Genomic DNA, 18714 nt, shown 5'->3' on the forward strand with positions numbered 1-18714 from the left:
GCCGACGACCTTAGATCCGGCATGGCACAACCAGGAGAATGGCATGTCTGAGACAAAAAAGAAGGTGGCCCTGCGCTCGGCCGAGTGGTTCGGCTCGCAGGACAAGAACGGCTTCATGTACCGCAGCTGGATGAAAAACCAGGGCATACCTGACCACGAATTTCACGGCAAGCCCATCATTGGCATCTGCAATACCTGGTCCGAACTGACGCCCTGCAACGCGCATTTCCGCCAGCTGGCCGACCACGTCAAGCGCGGTATCCTGGAAGCGGGCGGTTTCCCCGTGGAATTTCCCGTCTTCTCGAACGGCGAATCGAATCTGCGCCCGACAGCCATGCTGACGCGCAACCTGGCGTCGATGGACGTGGAAGAATCGATCCGCGGCAATCCGATGGACGCCGTCGTGCTGCTGGTCGGCTGCGACAAGACGACGCCGGCCCTGCTGATGGGCGCGGCCAGCGTCGACATCCCCACCATCGTCGTCAGCGGCGGCCCCATGCTCAATGGCAAGCTGAACGGCAAGGACATCGGTTCCGGCACGGCCGTGTGGCAGCTGCACGAGCAGATGAAGGCCGGTTCGATCACCCTGCACCAGTTCATGTCGGCCGAATCGGGCATGTCGCGCTCGGCAGGCACCTGCAACACCATGGGTACGGCCTCGACGATGGCCAGCATGGCCGAAGCGCTGGGTACGTCCCTGCCGCACAACGCGGCCATCCCGGCCGTCGATTCGCGCCGCTACGTGCTGGCGCACATGTCGGGCATCCGCATCGTTGAAATGGTGCATGAAGACCTGCGCCTGTCGAAAGTGCTGACGCGCGAAGCATTCCAGAACGCCATCAAGGTCAACGCCGCCATCGGCGGCTCGACCAATGCCGTGATCCACCTGAAAGCCATTGCCGGACGCATCGGCGTGCCGCTGGAACTGGAAGACTGGACGAAGACGGGCCGCGGCACGCCGACCATCGTCGACCTGCTGCCGTCGGGCCGCTTCCTGATGGAAGAGTTTTACTATGCGGGCGGCTTGCCGGCCGTCATACGCCGCCTGGGCGAGGGCGACTTGCTGCCGCATAAGAATGCGCTGACCGTCAACGGCAAGTCGATCTGGGACAACTGTGTCGAAGCGCCGATCTACAACGATGAAGTGGTACGCACCCTGGACAACCCGCTGCTGGCCGATGGCGGCATCTGCGTGCTGCGCGGCAATCTGGCGCCACGCGGCGCCGTGCTCAAACCGTCGGCCGCCTCGCCGCATCTGATGCAGCACCGGGGCAAGGCCGTCGTGTTCGAAGACTTTGAACATTACAAGGCGCGCATCGTTGATCCGGATCTGGACGTCGACGCCAATTCCGTGCTGGTGATGAAAAACTGCGGCCCGAAAGGCTATCCGGGCATGGCCGAAGTGGGCAACATGGGCTTGCCGCCGAAATTGCTGGCGCAAGGCATCACCGACATGGTGCGCATTTCGGACGCGCGCATGAGCGGCACCGCCTACGGCACGGTCGTGCTGCACGTGGCGCCGGAAGCCATGGCGGGCGGCCCGCTGGGCATCGTGCGCGACGGCGACATGATCGCCCTCGATTGCCACGCCGGCAGCCTGAACATCGACATCAGCGACGCGGAAATCGCCGAGCGTCTGGCGGCCCGCGAACTGGGCAGCGCGCCCGGACCGAAGAGCGGCTACCAGCAGCTGTACATCGAACACGTGTTGCAGGCCGACGAAGGCTGCGATTTCGACTTCCTGGTCGGCAATCGCGGTTCCGCCGTGCCGCGCCACTCACACTAAGCGGAGAATCCCATGCTGTTGCTGCAATTTACGAATGAAAACGGCGGCCGCCTCGTCGGCCTGCTGCAAGACGACGTCATCCGCGTCATCGAAGGCTACAACACGACCTATGCGCTGGCGCAAGACGCCATCCGCAAGCGTATCAACCTGGCGGAACTGGTCAACGCCACCGTCGGCAATACGACGCATGCCTATGCGGACGTGGCCGCCAGCGGCCGCTTGCTGGCGCCGCTCGACCATGCGGACGAGGCGCACTGCTACGTGACGGGCACGGGCCTGACCCACCTGGGCAGCGCCGGCGCGCGCGACGCCATGCACAAGAAGATCGGCGGCGACGCCGAGTCCCTGAGCGACTCCATGAAAATGTTCCGCCTGGGCGTGGAAGGCGGCAAGCCTGAAGCAGATACGGCGGGCGCCCAGCCCGAGTGGTTCTACAAGGGCGACGGCTCCATCGTGCGCGCTGGCGGCCAGCCGCTGCGCATGCCGGACTTCGCCCTCGATGGCGGGGAAGAGCCGGAAATCGCCGGCCTGTACGTAATCGGCGACGACGGCCAGCCCTACCGGGTCGGCTACGCCATCGGCAATGAATTCTCGGACCACGTGACGGAACGCCAGAACTACCTGTACCTGGCCCACTCGAAGCTGCGCATGTGCAGCGTCGGCCCGGCCCTGCTGGTGGGCGAATTGCCCGCGCACATAGACGGCACCTCGCGCGTGCGCGATACGGCCGGCAATGTGCGCTGGGAAAAGGCGTTCGTCAGCGGCGAAGACAATATGTCGCACACGATTGCCAACCTGGAACATCATCACTTCAAGTATCCGCTGTTCAAGCGCCCTGGCGACGTGCACGTGCACTTCTTCGGCACGGCCACCCTGAGCTTTGCCGATGGCGTGAGCGTGGCGCCGGGCGAAACCTTTGAAATCGAAGCGCCGGCCTTTGGCCCCGCCCTGCGCAACCGCCTCGACGTCTTTCCAACCGCATTTGCGAAAGTGAGCACATTATGAGTTTCAATATCACCGGTGAGGCATTGATCGGCGGCGTCGCCGTCAAGGGCAATGGCGGCTCCTTCGAAGCGTGGGACCCGGCCGCGCGCGCGCACATCGCACCCGCCTTCCACATGGTTGACGTAGCGCAAATCGACGCAGCCTGCCGTCTGGCGCAAGCCGCGTTCGACCCGTTTCGCGCCACCACGGATGCGGAACGCGCCGACTTTTTGGATACCATCGCCGCGCAAATCGGCGAACTGGGCGATGACCTGATTGTGCGCGCCATGACGGAAAGCGGCTTGCCGCGCGCGCGCCTGGAAGGCGAACGCGGCCGCACCGTGGGTCAATTGAAACTGTTCGCCGGCCTGCTGCGCGAGGGTTCCTGGACCGATGCGCGCATCGATTCGGCCTTGCCCGACCGCGTGCCGCCCCGTCCTGATTTGCGCTTGCGCATGATCGGCCTGGGCCCCGTCGCCGTGTTTGCGGCCAGTAACTTCCCGCTGGCCTTCTCCGTGGCCGGCGGCGATACGGCCTCGGCCCTGGCGGCCGGCTGCCCCGTCGTGCTGAAAGCCCATTCGGCCCATCCGGGCACGTCCGAGCTGGTGGCGCGCGCCATCGTCAAGGCGATTGAACTCTGCAAGCTGCCGGCCGGCGTATTCGCCTTGCTGACGGGTACGGGCAACGGCATCGGCCAGGCGCTGGTCGCCCACCCTGCCATCCAGGCCGTCGGTTTCACGGGTTCGCGTTCGGGCGGCATCGCCCTGATGAAGGTGGCGGCGGAACGTGCGCAGCCGATCCCCGTGTATGCGGAAATGAGCAGCATCAACCCCGTGTTTGTGCTGCCGCAAGCGCTGGCCGCCCGTGGCGCGGCCATTGCCGGCGGTTTTGCCGCCTCGCTGACGATGGGCGTGGGCCAGTTCTGCACCAATCCCGGCCTCGTGCTGGGCCTGGAAGGGGCCGATTTTACTGCCTTTGCCGCCGCCGCCGCCGAAGCGCTGGCGCCGGCCCCGGCCGCCACCATGTTGACGGCTGGCATCGCCAGCAGCTATGCCAAGGGTGTCGCCGCCCTGGCGCAGCACGCGGACGTGACGCCGCTGGTGCAAAATACGGGCGAGGAAGGCAAGGGCGCCGCCGCCCTGTTCGTCACGTCGGGCGAGGCGTTTTTGGCCAGGCATGATCTGCGCGACGAAGTCTTCGGTCCCGCCTCCCTGCTGGTGGCCTGCCGTGACATGGAGCAAATGCTGGCGATCACGGAAAGCCTGGAAGGCCAGCTGACGGCCACCCTGCAGATGGATGCCGGCGACCAGGATGATGCGCGCCGCTTGCTGCCCGTGCTGGAACGCCGCGTGGGCCGCATCCTGGCCAACGGTTTCCCGACCGGCGTGGAAGTGTCGACGGCCATGGTGCACGGCGGCCCGTTCCCGGCCACGTCGGACGGCCGCAGCACCTCGGTGGGCACGGCCGCCATCAACCGCTTCCTGCGTCCCGTGTCCTACCAGAACCTGCCGCAGGACTTGCTGCCGGAGTCGCTGCGCGATGATAATCCGCTCAGTATCTGGCGCCGCAAGGATGGCGTGCTGGGCAAGGAATAACAACACGGCGTGCCGCAGATCGAATGCGGTACGTTGCGGTGCACGTGTACATAAAAATAAACAGGTGGAGACAAGATGAAGCAATTGGCGAAATATGGCAGCTTGCAGGGCAAGCGCGTGTTCATCACGGGCGGCGGCAGCGGCATCGGGGAATCTTTGGTGGCGGAGTTTGCCGCCCAGGGCGCACTGGTGGCGTTTGTCGACATCGCCGTGGAAGCGAGCGAGGCCCTGTGCCGCCGCCTGGCTGAAGCGGGCATGACGGCGCCCCTGTTCCGCCATTGCGACATCACGGATATTGCCTCCCTGCAAGCCGTCATGGCGGAACTGGCCGGCAAGCTGGGCGACTTCGATATCCTCGTCAACAATGCCGCCAACGACCAGCGCCACCAGGCGCAGGACGTCACGCTGGACTACTGGAACGAGCGTATTGCGATCAATCAACGTCCCATGTTCTTCACCTGCCAGGCCGTGTTCGAGGGCATGAAGCGCAGGGGCGGCGGCTCCATCATCAACGTCAGCTCGATTTCATGGCACATGAAGTCGGGCGGCTACCCCGTGTATGCCACCACCAAGGCGGCCGTCGTGGGCCTCACGCGGGGCCTGGCGCGCGACTATGGCGCCCATAACATCCGCGTCAACACGGTGACGCCCGGCTGGGTCATGACGCAGCGCCAGATCGAGCTGTGGGTCGACGACGCGGCGGAAGCGGAAATCAAGAAAAGCCAGTGCCTGCCCAATAAACTGATGCCGCAGGACATCGCCGCCATGGTGCTGTTCCTCGCATCGGACGATGGCGCGATGTGCTCCTCCCAGGAATTCATCGTCGATGCCGGCTGGGTCTGACAAAACGTCCAGGGCGTTGTTGCAGCGTCGGAAGTCATCGTACTGATGTACTAGCGTACTGTCTTCGACCCTGCGCCTAGCCCCGGGCGTTTTGTCGGCCGCGGGCCTTTCCGCAGCCATACCTTCTTTGCAGCACCGCTCCTGCCGCCCCAACCCCGCGGCGGGAGGGGCATCGCCACGTCCGGAAGCTGAACATGAAATGTCTCGTTTGCAGCATCGTCCTCGTTTTCGCCAGCGCCGCCAGTGCGCAAGCCACGCAAGCACCTTTATCGAGTCCTGACGGCAGCCTGCAGGTCAAGGTCGCCGCCGGCCCTGCCGGTACCATCACCTATGCCGTGCAGCGCTCGGGCGTGCCCGTCATCCTGCCGTCGGCCCTGGGCCTGCAATTTGCCGGCCTGGACCTGTCGCGCAAGCTGACCCTGGGCGCGGCTTCCCCTATCACGCCCGTGGCCGAGCGCTACACCATGGCCACGGGCAAGCGCAGGGTCATCGATTACGCGGCCAACGAGCAGCGCTTTACGGTGAACAATGCGCAGGGGCAGGCCGTGGACGTGGTGTTCCGCGTCTCCAACGATGGCGTGGCCTTGCGCTACGTGCTGGGCCAGGTGCCGGACGGGGCCGGCGCCATGCTGCGGGAAGGCACGGCGTTCAGTTTTGCACCCGCCACGCGGGCCTGGCTGCAGCCGATGCAGGTGGCGCAGACGGGCTGGATGCACACGAATCCTGCCTACGAAGAACATTACCGCATGGATGTCCCCGTGGGCACGCCGTCGCCGCTGGCGGCCGGCTGGGTCTTCCCGGCCCTGTTTCAGGCGGGAAATACCTGGGTGGCGCTGACGGAGGCGGGCATGGATGGCAGCTTCCACGCCTCGCGCCTGCAGGCGCAATCCCCAGGCGGCGTGTACCGCATCGGCACGCCGATGGCGGCGGAAGTGATGCCGGGCGGCGCCTTGCTGGCGCAGGCGGCCACGGGCTTGCGTTCGCCATGGCGCGTGCTGGCCATCGGCAGCCTGGCCACTGTCATGGACAGCACCCTGGGCACGGACCTGGCCGCGCCCGCCATCGCCTTCGATGCGGCCAGGATGCGGCCCGGCCATGCGGCCTGGAGCTGGGGCTTGCTGAAGGACGACGCCACCGTGTATGGCGTGCAGAAGGACTTCATCGATTACGCGGCGGACATGCGCTGGGATTATGTGCTGGTCGACGCGGACTGGGACCGCAAGATCGGCTACGCCAAAATCGCCGAGCTGGCCGCGTATGCGGCGGCGAAAAACGTGGGCCTGTTCCTCTGGTACAACTCATCGGGCAGCTGGAACAAGACCAGCTATACACCGAAAGGCCAGCTGCTGACCCATGCGCAGCGCGAGGCGGAATTCGCGCGCCTGGCGCAACTGGGTATCAAGGGCATCAAGGTCGATTTCTTTGCCGGCGACGGCCAGTCGATGATGGCCTATTATCTGGGCATCCTGAACGATGCGGCGCAACACGGCTTGCTGGTCAATTTCCATGGCGCCACCTTGCCACGGGGCTGGGCCCGCACCTACCCGAACCTGATGACGGCCGAAGCCGTCAAGGGACTGGAGTTCACTACGTTCGAGCAGCGCGACCAGGACGCCATGCCCGCGCACGCGGCCATGCTGCCCTTCGCGCGCAACCTGTTCGACCCCATGGATTTCACGCCCATGGTGTTTGGCGACGTGCCGAACATCCGCCGCGCCACGCGCAACGGTTTTGAACTGGCGTTGTCCGTGCTGTTCCTGTCGGGCGTGCAGAATTTTGCCGAAGTGCCCGCAGGCATGGCCACCGTCCCTGCGTATGTCAAAACTTTTTTGCAGGAACTGCCGCGTAGCTGGGATGACAGCCGTTTCCTCGACGGCGTGCCGGGCAAGTACCTGATGCTGGCGCGCCAGGCGGGCCAGCGCTGGTATGTGGCCGGCATCAATGCCCAAACTGCCGCGCAAACGTTCACCGTGGACTTGTCCTTCCTGGAAGGCAAGCGCGGCGCCCTGATCACGGACGGCGCCGGCGAGCGCGCATTCAGCCAGCAGGAAATTGCGGCCGGCAAGGCCGTCATCACGATCAAGCCGCATGGCGGCTTTGTAGCCATCTTTAATTAAAACAACAGGAGACAGCATGAAACTCATCCACACCAGCATCCTCGCCTTGAGCCTGGCCGTCGGCAGCGCCTTTGCCGCGCCCGTCAACGTCACCATCGACGTGGCCAAGCCCGGTCCCGTGATCAACAAGAACGTGTACGGCCAGTTCGCCGAACACCTGGGCACGGGCATCTATGAAGGCATGTGGGTGGGGCCGGAGTCCAGCATTCCGAACACCAAGGGCTGGCGCAACGACGTGCTGGGCGCGCTGAAACAGCTGCACGTGCCGCTGGTGCGCTGGCCGGGCGGCTGTTTCGCCGATGAATATCACTGGAAGGACGGCATCGGCGCGCGCGCCCAGCGCCCGACCAAGGTCAATACCAACTGGGGCGGCGTGGAAGAGTCGAACGCCGTCGGCACGCATGAATTCTTCGACCTGGCCGAGCTCTTGGGCGCGCAGACCTATATCAACGGCAACCTCGGTTCCGGCACGCCGCAGGAAATGTCCGAATGGCTGGAATACATGACCTCGGACAGCAAATCGACCCTGGCCGAACTGCGCCGCAAGAATGGCCGCGCCCAGCCGTACAAGGTCGATTACTTCGGCATCGGCAATGAAGCCTGGGGCTGCGGCGGCAATATGCGCCCGCAGTACTATGCCGACCTGTACAAGCACTATCACACCTTCATGAAGACGCCGGAAAGCGCGCGCCCGAAATTCATCGCCAGCGGTGGCAATGACGACGACACCAGCTGGTCCGGCACCCTGAGCCGCGAAATCAAGCCGAACATGATGGACGCCATCAGTTTCCACTACTACACGGTGCCGACCGGCGTGTGGGAAAAGAAGGGCGCGGCCACGGGCTTTGGCGAAAACGAGTGGATTTCCACCCTGAGCCGCACCCTGCGCATCGATAGCTTGATCAAGAACAATCTCGCCGCCATCGACAAGAACGATCCCTCGAAAAAGACGGGCTTGTATGTCGATGAATGGGGCACCTGGTACGACGTGGAGCCGGGCACGAACACGGGCTTTTTGTTCCAGCAAAACAGCTTGCGCGATGCACTCGTCGCCGCCCTGAACTTCAATATCTTCCATGCCCACGCGGACCGCGTGCGCATGACGAATATCGCGCAAATGGTCAACGTGCTGCAAGCCATGATCATCACGGACAAGGACAAATATTTCCTCACGCCGACGTATCATGCGTTTGAAATGTACGTGCCGTTCCAGGATGCCACGTCCTTGCCGGTTGCCATCGCCAGCAATGGCAAGTACAGCCTGGGCAAGGTCAGCATTCCCGAAGTGAGCGCCTCGGCCGCCCGCGCCAAGGATGGCAAGGTGTACTTGTCCCTGGTCAACACCAATCCGCACAAGGCCGTCGACGTCAACGTGGCGCTTGCCGGCAAGCCAGTGGCCAGCGTGAACGGCCGCGTGCTGACCGCAGGCAAGATGGATGCCGTCAACAGCTTTGCGCAACCGCAAGCCGTGCAGCCGGTGGCGTTCAATGCCAAGGCGCAAGGCGGCAAGCTGACCGTGTCGGTGCCCGCCAAGGCCGTCGTGGTCGTCGCCGTCGAATAAGCCGCCAGCTTCCTGCTGTCTACTCTGTGCCGGCGCGGGAGCTTTCCTGCGCCGGCCAGCCGCATCGTGCTGCACGTTGTAGAGAAAGTACTCCATGAACAGAAGAGAAGCTGTACTGGCGCTCGGTAGCGCCATGGCCCTGGCCGCCTGTGGCGGCGGCGCTTCGTCCGGGGGCGCGCCTGTCGTCTCCGTCACGCCGCCTGTCGTGCCGCCTGTCGTGCCTCCCGTGGTGGTGCCGCCTGTCGTCACGCCGCCCGTACAGGGCGCCATCACCTTTATGAATGCCTCCGTGCATGACCCGTCCGTCATCAAGGTGGCCGATACCTATTATGTCTTCGGCTCGCACCTGGCGGCCGCCAGGTCCACGGACCTGATGAACTGGACGAAGATCGCCGACGGCGTCAACGCCGGCAATCCCCTGTTCAACAATGTCGTCACGGCCTTGGCCGACACCTTTGCCTGGTCGCAAGTGACCGGGCTGTGGGCACCGGACGTGATCCAGCTCGACAATGGCAAGTTCGCCATGTACTACAACAGCTGCAAGGGCGATTCACCCCGTTCCGCCATGGGCCTGGCCCTGGCCGACAAGGTGGACGGCCCGTATGTGAACCAGCAGATTTTCCTCAAGTCCGGCATGTGGGGCCAGGTCAGCGAAGATGGCGTGACCATCTACGATGCGCTGACGCAGCCGAACGTGGTCGACCCGAACACCTTCCGCGACGCCACGGGCAAGCTGTGGATGATCTACGGCTCGTACTCGGGTGGCATCTTCATCCTGGCCATGGACCCGGCTACGGGCTTGCCCGTCGCCGGGCAGGGCTATGGCAAGCACGTGATCGGCGGCAACCATAGCCGCATCGAGGGCGCCTACGTGCTGTACAGCCCGCAAACGCAGTATTACTACCTGTTCACCTCGTTTGGCGGCCTGGACGCGAACGGCGCCTACAATATGCGCGTGGCCCGCTCGCGCAACCCGGACGGCCCCTATGTGGATGCGAAGGGCAAGGACATGCGCCAGGTCAAGTCGAATCCCGCCTTGCCCCTGTTCGACGACGCGTCCATCGCGCCGTTCGGCCAGAAGCTGATGGGCAACCATCAATTCGCGCTGGCGGCCGGGGAGACGGGCACGCCGCCGGGATATGTGTCTCCAGGACACAATTCAGCAGTGTACGATGCTGCCACGCAGCAGTATTTCCTCCTCTTCCACACGCGCTTCCCCAACACGGGCGAATTGCACGAGATCCGCGTGCACGAGCTGTTCATCAATGGCGATGGCTGGCTGGTGGCGGCGCCGTTCCGTTACGTGCCATTGAGCAAGAGCGTCACGCCGCTGGCGGCGCAGGTGGCGGTAGCGGAGGTGGCGGGCAGCTATCAACTGATCAACCACGGCAAGGATATGTCCACGGCGCTCAAGCTGTCGCAAAATATCGCGCTGCTGGCCGACGGCACGATTGCGGGGGCGCAGACGGGCACGTGGCAGCACCAGGGCAACAACCTGCTTGCCATCACCCTGGCGTCCGGCGGCCTGTTCAATGGCGTGCTGTCGCGCCAGTGGCATGCGAATGCGCAAGCCTTCGTCGTCACGTTCACGGCGCAGTCCATCGACGGCGTGTCGCTGTGGGGCGCCCGCACGGGCACATAAAGTAACAATCAAGGAGAACCATGATGCAAACGCTCAAGCGCGGCCTGGCCGCCGTTACCGCCACCCTGCTGGCGCTGTCCTGCCATGCCGCGCAAGTGAGCGTGCACGACCCCGTGATGGCCAGGGAAGGCGACACGTATTACCTGTACAGCACGGGACCGGGCATCACCTTCTACAGCTCGAAGAATATGGTCGACTGGCAACCGGAAGGGCGCGTCTTCGCGGGCCAGCCTGTCTGGGCGAAGACGGCCGCGCCCTCGTTTGACGACCATATCTGGGCGCCCGACGTGCAGTTTCATGATGGCAAGTATTACCTGTACTACTCGGTGTCCGGCTTCGGCAAGAACACCTCGGGCATCGGCGTGACCGTCAACACGACCTTGAATCCCCGCTCGCCCGACTACCGCTGGGTCGACCAGGGCATGCTGCTGCAATCGGTGCCCGAGCGCGACGAGTGGAACGCCATCGATTCGAACATCGTCACCGACAAGCAGGGCACGCCGTGGATGGCCTTCGGTTCGTTCTGGAACGGCATCAAGCTGGTGAAATTGACGCCCGACTGGACGCGTATTGCGGAACCGCAAGAGTGGCACTCCTTGGCGCGCCGCGTGCCGCTGCCGCCGCGCGCGGGCGAATTCAAGCCCGCGCCCGAGGAAATCGAAGCGCCGTTCATCTTCCAGCGCGGCAGCGATTACTTCCTCTTCGTTTCCTGGGGTCTGTGCTGCCAGAAGGAAAAAAGCACTTACCACTTGGCCGTGGGCCGTTCGAAAAGCGTGACGGGGCCGTATCTGGACAAGGATGGCCGCGACATGGCGCAGGGTGGCGGCACGGTGGTCTTGAAAGGCGACAAGGATTGGCGGGGCCTGGGCCACAACAGCGCCTACACGTTTGACGGCAAGGATTACCTGGTGCTGCACGCCTACGAGACGGCGGATAACTATTTGCAGAAGCTCAAGATCTTGCCCATGACGTGGGACAAGGACGGCTGGCCGCAGGTGGACCCGCGCGACTTGAACCGCTACCAGAGCAAGCAGTTACCCGCTGCCAAACCGTAAAGGTCTGCCATGAAAACAACCTTGCTGACGCTGGCGCTGGCCGCCGGCGGACTGCTTGCGCCTGCGGTGCAGGCGGCCGAGCTGTTTCCCCTGTCGTCCGTGCGCCTCGGTGCGGGACCGTTTCTCGACGCGCAGACGACCGACTTGCACTACCTGCTGGCCTTCGACCCGGATAAGCTGCTGGCGCCCTTCCGCCGCGAGGCGGGCTTGCCGCAGATCCAGCCCAGCTATGGCAACTGGGAAGCGACTGGCCTGGACGGCCACATGGGCGGGCATTATCTGTCCGCGCTGGCCCTGATGGTGGCGTCCACGGGCGACGCACAGGCGCGCGCACGCCTCGACTACATGCTGGCGCAGCTGAAGCAATGCCAGGACGCCAATGGCAATGGTTACCTGGGCGGCATACCGGACGGCAATGCCGCCTGGCAAGCCATCGCCAAGGGAGAAATGCAGGCCGACACCTTCTCCGTCAACGGTCGTTGGGTGCCGTGGTACAACCTGCACAAGGTATTTGCCGGCTTGCGCGACGCCTACCAGTACACCGGCAATGTCGAGGCGAAAACCATGCTGGTGGCCCTGTCGGACTGGGCCGTGAAACTGTCGGCCTCGCTCACCGACGCACAGATGCAAGCCATGCTGCGCGCCGAGCACGGCGGCATGAACGAGGTGCTGGCCGACGTCTACGCGATGACGGGCGAGCAAAAGTACCTGGACCTGGCCGTGCGCTTTTCGCACCAGGCCGTCTTGCAGCCCCTGGCGGCCCGTCAGGACAAGCTGACGGGCCTGCATGCAAATACGCAAATCCCGAAAGTGATCGGCTTCGAGCGCATCGGCGCCTTGACGGGCCGGCGTGACTGGCAGCAGGCGGCGCAATTTTTTTGGCAAACCGTGCACGACAAGCGCACGGTGGCCATCGGCGGCAACAGCGTCAAGGAGCACTTCCACGACGAACACGACTTTAGCTCGATGGTGGAGGAAGTCGAAGGCCCGGAAACGTGCAATACCTACAATATGCTCAAGCTCACGCAGCAGCTGTTCCGCCGCGACGAGCAGGTCCAATACGCGGATTACTACGAGCGCGCCCTGTACAACCATATTTTGTCGTCGCAGCGCCCCGGCACGGGCGGCTTCGTGTATTTCACGCCCATGCGCCCGAATCACTACCGCGTGTATTCGCAAGTGGACAAGGGCATGTGGTGCTGCGTGGGTTCCGGCATCGAAAGCCAGGCCAAGTATGGCGAGTTCATCTATGCGCATGACGGCGACGCGCTGTACGTGAACCTGTTCATGGCCTCCACCCTGGATTGGAAAGAGCAGGGCGTCACGATTACCCAGAGTACGCAGTTCCCGGACCGGGACACGACGCACATCACGCTTGGCCAATTCACGGGCAATAAAACCTTCAGCCTGAAGATCCGCTATCCGCAGTGGGTAGCCAGGGGCAAGCTGCGGTTGAAGCTCAACGGCAAGACCCTGCGCGTGGCTGGCATACCGGGCGAGTACGTGACGATCACGCGCGCGTGGAAGGCAGGCGACAAGGTCGACGTGACCTTGCCCATGACGACGCGCCTGGAACAGATGCCGGACCAGTCGAACTACTATGCCGTGCTGCACGGCCCCATCGTGCTGGCCGCCAGGACGCAGCCGTTCGCCAATGAACAACTGAACTATTTTGCCGACGACACGCGCATGGGCCATATCGCCCAGGGGCAAGTGTGTCCGCTGGAATCGTCGCCGCTGTTCGTCAGCGACAGCAAGGATTTCATGCGGAGAATCAAGCCCGTAAAGGGCCAGCCGCTGACGTTTACGGCGCCCGGATTGATCCAGGGCAAGAATGCGGCCACCTTGCGGCTGATTCCCTTTTTCCGCCTGCACGACGCGCGCTACATGCTGTACTGGCCCGTCTCCACGCCCGCGAAGCTGGCGCAGCTGCAGGATGCCACGCGCCAGGCGCAAGCCGAGCGCCTGGCCCTCGATGCGCAGACCATCGACCAGGTGGCGCCGGGGCAGCAGCAGCCGGAATCGGACCATTTTTTCAAGGCCGAAGGGGGAGAAAACGGCGTCAACAAGGGCCGGCACTGGCGCCATGCGACGGGCTGGTTCAGCTATGAGCTCAGCGACCCGAAGAGCGAAGCGGCAACCTTGCGCCTGACCCTGTCCACGCTCGATGCGGGCAGGACCTTCGACGTGCTGCTCAACGGCGTCAAGCTGCAGACCGTGGCCGTGGCGGCCGATGCGCCGCAGGAACTGCATACGGTCGATATCGCCGTGCCTGCGGACCTGGTCGCGGCCGCCAAGGGCAAGCTGGTGGTGAAATTTGTCGCCGGCAAGGACTCCGTGGCCGGTGGCCTGTACGGGCTGCGCCTGCTGCGCTGAGGGGGAGGGGAGGATGGCCTCCCTCTACCGATACGCAAATCGGTATCGCAAGCGAAAAAGAATTGATTGGATGGCTATGTTGCTTTCTCCTACCATGGGTTCATAAAAAACCGCCCATCCGGCATCCGGCTGTGATGGTATTCCAATAAAAAACTGGAGACAAGAATGACCTTGAGCCGCCGCACCCTCCTCGCCAGCGCCATGCTGCTGGCCGCTTCTGCCACCACCTTGGCTACCTCGTCCGCGTTTGCCGCCAAGCCCCTCGTCATGGGTTTTTCGCAGGTAGGCGCCGAGAGCGAATGGCGCACCGCCAATACCGTCTCCATCAAGGATGCTGCCAAGAAAGATGGCGTCACCCTGAAATTTGCCGATGCGCAGCAAAAGCAGGAAAACCAGGTCAAGGCGCTGCGCTCCTTCATCGCGCAAAAGGTCGATGTGATCGCCTTTTCGCCCGTGGTCGAGTCGGGCTGGGATACGGTCTTGCGCGAAGCCAAGGCCGCCAAGATTCCCGTCATCCTGACGGACCGCGCCGTCAACGTGGCCGACAAGTCGCTGTACGTGACCTTCATCGGTTCCGATTTCGTGGAAGAGGGCCGCCGCGCCGGCCAATGGCTGCTGGACTATGCCAAGAAAACCCCGGATGCCACCCTGAACATCGTCGAACTGCAGGGCACGGTCGGTTCCGCACCGGCCATCGACCGCAAGGAAGGCTTCCAGGAAGTCATCGGCAAGAATCCGAAGATGAAGATCATCCGTTCGCAAACGGGCGACTTTACGCGCGCCAAGGGCAAGGAAGTGATGGAAGCGTTCCTCAAGGCCGAAGGCAAGAAGATCAACGTCTTGTATGCGCACAATGACGACATGGCCATCGGCGCCATCCAGGCCATCGAAGAAGCGGGCATGAAACCGGGCAAGGACATCATCATCATCTCCATCGATGGCGTCAAAGGCGCGTTCGAAGCCATGATCGCCGGCAAGCTGAACGTCACCGTCGAGTGCAGCCCGTTGCTGGGCCCGCAACTGATGTCCATCGCCCGCGACGTGGTGGCCGGTAAACCCGTGCCGGCGCGCATCACGACGGTGGAAGGCGTGTTCCCTGCCGAGGTGGCCGCCAAGGAATTTCCGAACCGTAAGTACTAAGCTTGCCGCATGATGAAGACGCAAGCGCATCACATGGCCGCGCCAGCTCCCCTGCTGGAGTTGCGCGGCATCAGCAAAGCCTTTCCCGGCGTCAAAGCCCTCAGCGACGTTGCCCTGCGCCTGTATCCGGGCGAAGTGCACACCCTGATGGGGCAGAACGGCGCGGGGAAATCGACGCTGATCAAGGTGCTGACGGGCGTCTACACGCCCGACAGCGGCCAGATTTTGCTCGATGGCAAGCCCATCGCCCCCGCGTCCACCTCGGACGCGCAGGCGCTCGGCATCAGCACCGTGTACCAGGAAGTCAATCTGTGCCCGAACCTGTCGGTGGCGGAAAACATCTTTATCGGCCGCTACCCGCGCCGCTTCGGGGCTATCGACTGGCGTGCCATGCAGCAGCAGGCGCGTGCCTTGCTGCAGCAATTGCAGATCGATATCGACGTCACGGCGCAACTGTCCAGCTTTCCGCTGGCCATCCAGCAAATGGTGGCCATTTCGCGCGCGCTGAACATTTCGGCCCGCGTGCTGATCCTCGACGAACCCACGTCCAGCCTGGACGAGGCGGAAGTCCATCTGCTGTTTTCCGTGCTGCGCCGTCTGCGCGCGCAGGGCATGGCGATCCTGTTCGTGACCCACTTTCTCGATCAGACCTACGCCATTTCCGACCGCATCACGGTCATGCGCAATGGCGAGCGCGAAGGAGAGTATGCGTGCAGCGAACTGTCGCGCCTGGCGCTGGTGAACAAGATGATCGGCGTGGCCGCCGATACGCAGGAGCAAGAGCTTGATCTGGCGCAAGAAGCGGGCGCGGCCAGCTTCGGTCCGAACGTGCTGGAAGCAACAGGGCTGGGCCGCAAGGGCGCCTTGCTGCCCATGGATTTCCACATCCGCCAGGGTGAATTGCTGGGCCTGGCCGGCTTGCTCGGCTCGGGCCGCACGGAACTGGCACGCTTGCTGTTTGGCGCCGACAAGGCCGATTCGGGCACGATCACCATGCAGGGCCAGCCGCGCCACTTCAATGTGCCGCGCGATGCGATTGCCCGCGACATCGGTTTTTGCTCGGAAGACCGCAAGCACGAGGGCGCGATTTTGTCGCTGTCCGTGCGCGAAAACATTATATTGGCCTTGCAAGCCCGCACGGGCTTGCTGCGCGCCATCCCGTTCAAACGCCAGCAGGCGCTGGCCGACGAATATGTGAAAGCGCTGGGCATCAAGACGGCCAGCATCGAAACGCCCATCGGCAGCCTGTCGGGCGGCAATCAGCAGAAGGCCTTGCTGGCGCGCTGGCTGGTGACCTCGCCCGCCATGCTGATTTTAGACGAACCGACGCGCGGCATCGACGTGCGCGCCAAGCAGGAAATCATGAGCTATGTCAGCAAACTGTGCCGCAAAGGCATGGCGATCCTGTTCATTTCGTCCGAATTGCCCGAAGTGCTGCGCTGCAGCGACCGCATCCTGGTCATGCGCGACCGCAAGGCCTGCGGAGATTATGCGCGGGGCCAGCTCGATGATAGTTCTGTGCTTCAAGTGATTGCCGGAGAGACCGCATGAGCATGACCACTTCGTCGCCCGCCGCCCCTGCGGCGCGGGCGGCTGCCACCACGGGTTCTTCCATTGTGCATACCGTTTTACACCACCCCCTGAGCCGGCCCCTGGCCGCGCTGTTGCTGCTGTTGCTGGTGGCCTTCTGCGCCATCCCCGGCTTTTTCCACCTGGAAATCCGCGATGGCCATTTGTACGGCAGCGTGATCGACATCGTCAACCGCGCCGCCCCGCTGATGCTGGCGGCCCTGGGCATGACCCTCGTCATTGCCACGCGCGGCATCGACATTTCCGTGGGCGCCGTCGTGGCCCTGTCCGGCACCGTGGCCGCCATGCTGATCGGCGGCACCATGGTGATGGACAACGGCGTGCCCACTTATGTCAGCAACATCCCCATGGGCTGGGCCCTGGCGGCGGCGCTGGGCGCGGCCCTGCTGTGCGGCGCCTGGAATGGCGTACTGGTGGCCGGCCTGGGCTTGCAGCCCATCGTCGCCACCCTGATCCTGATGGTGGCGGGAAGGGGCCTGGCGCAATTGCTGACGGATGGCCAGATCGTCACCGTCTACTATCAGCCCTTCTTCTTCATCGGCAGCGGTTATTTGTTCGGCTTGCCGTTCTCGCTGTTCCTCGTGGCGGCGGTCTTCCTCATCACGGCCGTGCTGATGCGCAAAACGGCCCTGGGCCTGTTCATCCAGGCCGTCGGCATCAACCCCGTCGCCGCGCGCCTGGCCGGCATCCGGACGGCGACCCTGATCTTTTTCGTTTACGTCTTTTGCGCCGCCTGCGCGGGCCTGTCGGGACTGATGATCAGTTCGAACATCAAGAGCGCGGACGCGAACAATGCGGGCCTGATGCTGGAACTCGACGCCATCCTGGCCGTCACCCTGGGCGGGACGTCCTTGGCCGGCGGCAAGTTCAGCCTGGTCGGCAGCATGATAGGCGCGCTCATCATCCAGACGCTGACCTACACCATCTATTCGCTCGGCGTGCCGCCGGAAGTGAACATGGTCGTCAAGTCCGTCGTCGTGTTCCTCGTCTGCCTGTCGCAATCGTCGGAATTCAAGCAATTGCTGCATCGGAGAAAAGCATGAAGGGTTTGCTGCACACCCCGTATTTCACCTCGCTCGTCACGGTCCTGCTGCTGGTGGTGATGCTGGGCCTGGGCGGCGCCGCCTATCCGGGCCTGCTGTCGACGCAAGTGATTTTTAACCTGTTGATCGATAACGCCTTTTTGCTGGTGATCGCCGTCGGCATGACCTTCGTCATCGTCTCCGGCGGCATCGACCTGTCCGTCGGTTCCGTGCTGGCCCTGTCGACCATGATCGCCGCCTGGCTGCTCAACGTGGCGCACTGGCCGCCGCTGCTGGTGATCGCCACCGTGCTGGCGCTGGGCGCCGTGTTTGGCGCCGGCATGGGCGCGCTGATCCATTATTTCAAACTGCAACCGTTCATCGTCACCCTGGCCGGCATGTTTTTGGCGCGCGGTTTGTGCTATTTGATCAGCATCAATTCCATCACTATCGACGATCCGCTGTTCGTCGCCATGTCGCAGACGCAACTCGGCTTTCTCGGCGGCTTCGTCTCGCCCGGCGTCGTCATCGCCGTGCTGACCCTGCTGCTGGCCATCTGGCTGGCGCACGCCACGCCGTTCGGCCGCGCCGTGTATGCGATCGGCGGCAATGAGCAGTCGGCCTTGATGATGGGCTTGCCCGTGGGCCGCACCAAGGTCTTCATTTATGCCTTCAGCGGATTCTGTGCGTCCTTGGGCGGCGTGCTGTTTTCGTTCTACATGCTGTCCGGCTATGGCTTGCATGCGCAAGGCACGGAACTGGACGCGATTGCCGCCGTCGTCATCGGCGGCACCCTGCTCAGCGGCGGCTACGGCTACGTGGCGGGCGCGCTGTCCGGCGTGCTGGTGCTGGGCACCATCCAGACCCTGATCGCCTTCGACGGCACGCTCAGCTCGTGGTGGACCAAGATCGTCATCGGCGGCCTGCTGTTCGTCTTTTGCGTCGTGCAAAGACTGATGGCCATGGGCCAAAAAAATACCAAGGGGAGTTAATCTGATGTTCA

13 protein-coding genes are annotated in these 18714 nt (G+C 63.6%); all 13 read left to right on the forward strand.

Going from position 1 to position 18714, the window contains the following annotated elements; genetic code table 11:
• The first annotated feature begins 43 nt into the window (after positions 1–43).
• The 13 genes from BXA07_RS01295 (at position 44) to yjfF (ending at position 18703) form a co-directional block, all read left to right on the forward strand.
• The gene (locus tag BXA07_RS01295) at positions 44–1786 is read left to right on the forward strand and encodes an IlvD/Edd family dehydratase (protein WP_076564932.1); all 1743 of its coding nucleotides are present in this window, start codon (positions 44–46) and stop codon (positions 1784–1786) included.
• Between the two features lie 12 nt (positions 1787–1798).
• Positions 1799–2791, forward strand: a complete 993-nt coding sequence (gene araD1, locus BXA07_RS01300) for an AraD1 family protein (protein WP_076564934.1) — start codon at positions 1799–1801, stop codon at positions 2789–2791.
• On the forward strand, positions 2788–4365 hold the full coding sequence (locus BXA07_RS01305; protein WP_076564935.1) for an aldehyde dehydrogenase (NADP(+)): 1578 nt from the start codon (positions 2788–2790) through the stop codon (positions 4363–4365). Before araD1 ends, BXA07_RS01305 begins: the two co-directional genes overlap by 4 nt.
• Before the next feature lie 75 nt (positions 4366–4440).
• Positions 4441–5208, forward strand: coding sequence for an SDR family NAD(P)-dependent oxidoreductase (locus BXA07_RS01310; RefSeq protein ID WP_076564937.1), 768 nt, complete (start codon positions 4441–4443; stop codon positions 5206–5208).
• Positions 5209–5402: 194 nt separating this feature from the next.
• Positions 5403–7325 carry a glycoside hydrolase family 97 protein gene (locus BXA07_RS01315; protein WP_076564939.1) on the forward strand — a complete coding sequence of 641 codons (1923 nt, stop codon included), beginning with the start codon at positions 5403–5405 and terminating at the stop codon, positions 7323–7325.
• A 16-nt stretch (positions 7326–7341) separates the two neighbouring features.
• Positions 7342–8886 carry an alpha-N-arabinofuranosidase gene (locus tag BXA07_RS01320; protein WP_076564941.1) on the forward strand — a complete coding sequence of 515 codons (1545 nt, stop codon included), beginning with the start codon at positions 7342–7344 and terminating at the stop codon, positions 8884–8886.
• Positions 8887–8980: 94 nt separating this feature from the next.
• A complete protein-coding gene (locus BXA07_RS01325) occupies positions 8981–10528 on the forward strand; it encodes a glycoside hydrolase family 43 protein (protein ID WP_076564943.1) in 1548 nt (515 codons plus the stop codon).
• A gap of 20 nt (positions 10529–10548) precedes the next feature.
• On the forward strand, positions 10549–11583 hold the full coding sequence (locus BXA07_RS01330; protein WP_244556143.1) for an arabinan endo-1,5-alpha-L-arabinosidase: 1035 nt from the start codon (positions 10549–10551) through the stop codon (positions 11581–11583).
• Between the two features lie 9 nt (positions 11584–11592).
• Positions 11593–13959 carry a glycoside hydrolase family 127 protein gene (locus BXA07_RS01335; RefSeq protein ID WP_076564945.1) on the forward strand — a complete coding sequence of 789 codons (2367 nt, stop codon included), beginning with the start codon at positions 11593–11595 and terminating at the stop codon, positions 13957–13959.
• A gap of 165 nt (positions 13960–14124) precedes the next feature.
• The gene (locus BXA07_RS01340; RefSeq protein WP_076564947.1) at positions 14125–15099 is read left to right on the forward strand and encodes an ABC transporter substrate-binding protein; all 975 of its coding nucleotides are present in this window, start codon (positions 14125–14127) and stop codon (positions 15097–15099) included.
• A gap of 9 nt (positions 15100–15108) precedes the next feature.
• Entirely contained in the window at positions 15109–16650 is a 1542-nt protein-coding gene (locus BXA07_RS01345) for a sugar ABC transporter ATP-binding protein (RefSeq protein WP_244556144.1), read from the forward strand.
• A complete protein-coding gene (locus BXA07_RS01350; protein WP_076564949.1) occupies positions 16647–17732 on the forward strand; it encodes an ABC transporter permease in 1086 nt (361 codons plus the stop codon). The genes BXA07_RS01345 and BXA07_RS01350 overlap by 4 nt, the downstream gene beginning before the upstream one ends.
• Positions 17729–18703, forward strand: a complete 975-nt coding sequence (gene yjfF, locus BXA07_RS01355) for a galactofuranose ABC transporter, permease protein YjfF (RefSeq protein ID WP_076564950.1) — start codon at positions 17729–17731, stop codon at positions 18701–18703. The genes BXA07_RS01350 and yjfF overlap by 4 nt, the downstream gene beginning before the upstream one ends.
• The last annotated feature ends 11 nt before the right edge of the window (positions 18704–18714 follow it).

The organism is Janthinobacterium sp. TND4EL3 (assembly GCF_900156175.1).
Classification (GTDB): domain Bacteria; phylum Pseudomonadota; class Gammaproteobacteria; order Burkholderiales; family Burkholderiaceae_D; genus Janthinobacterium.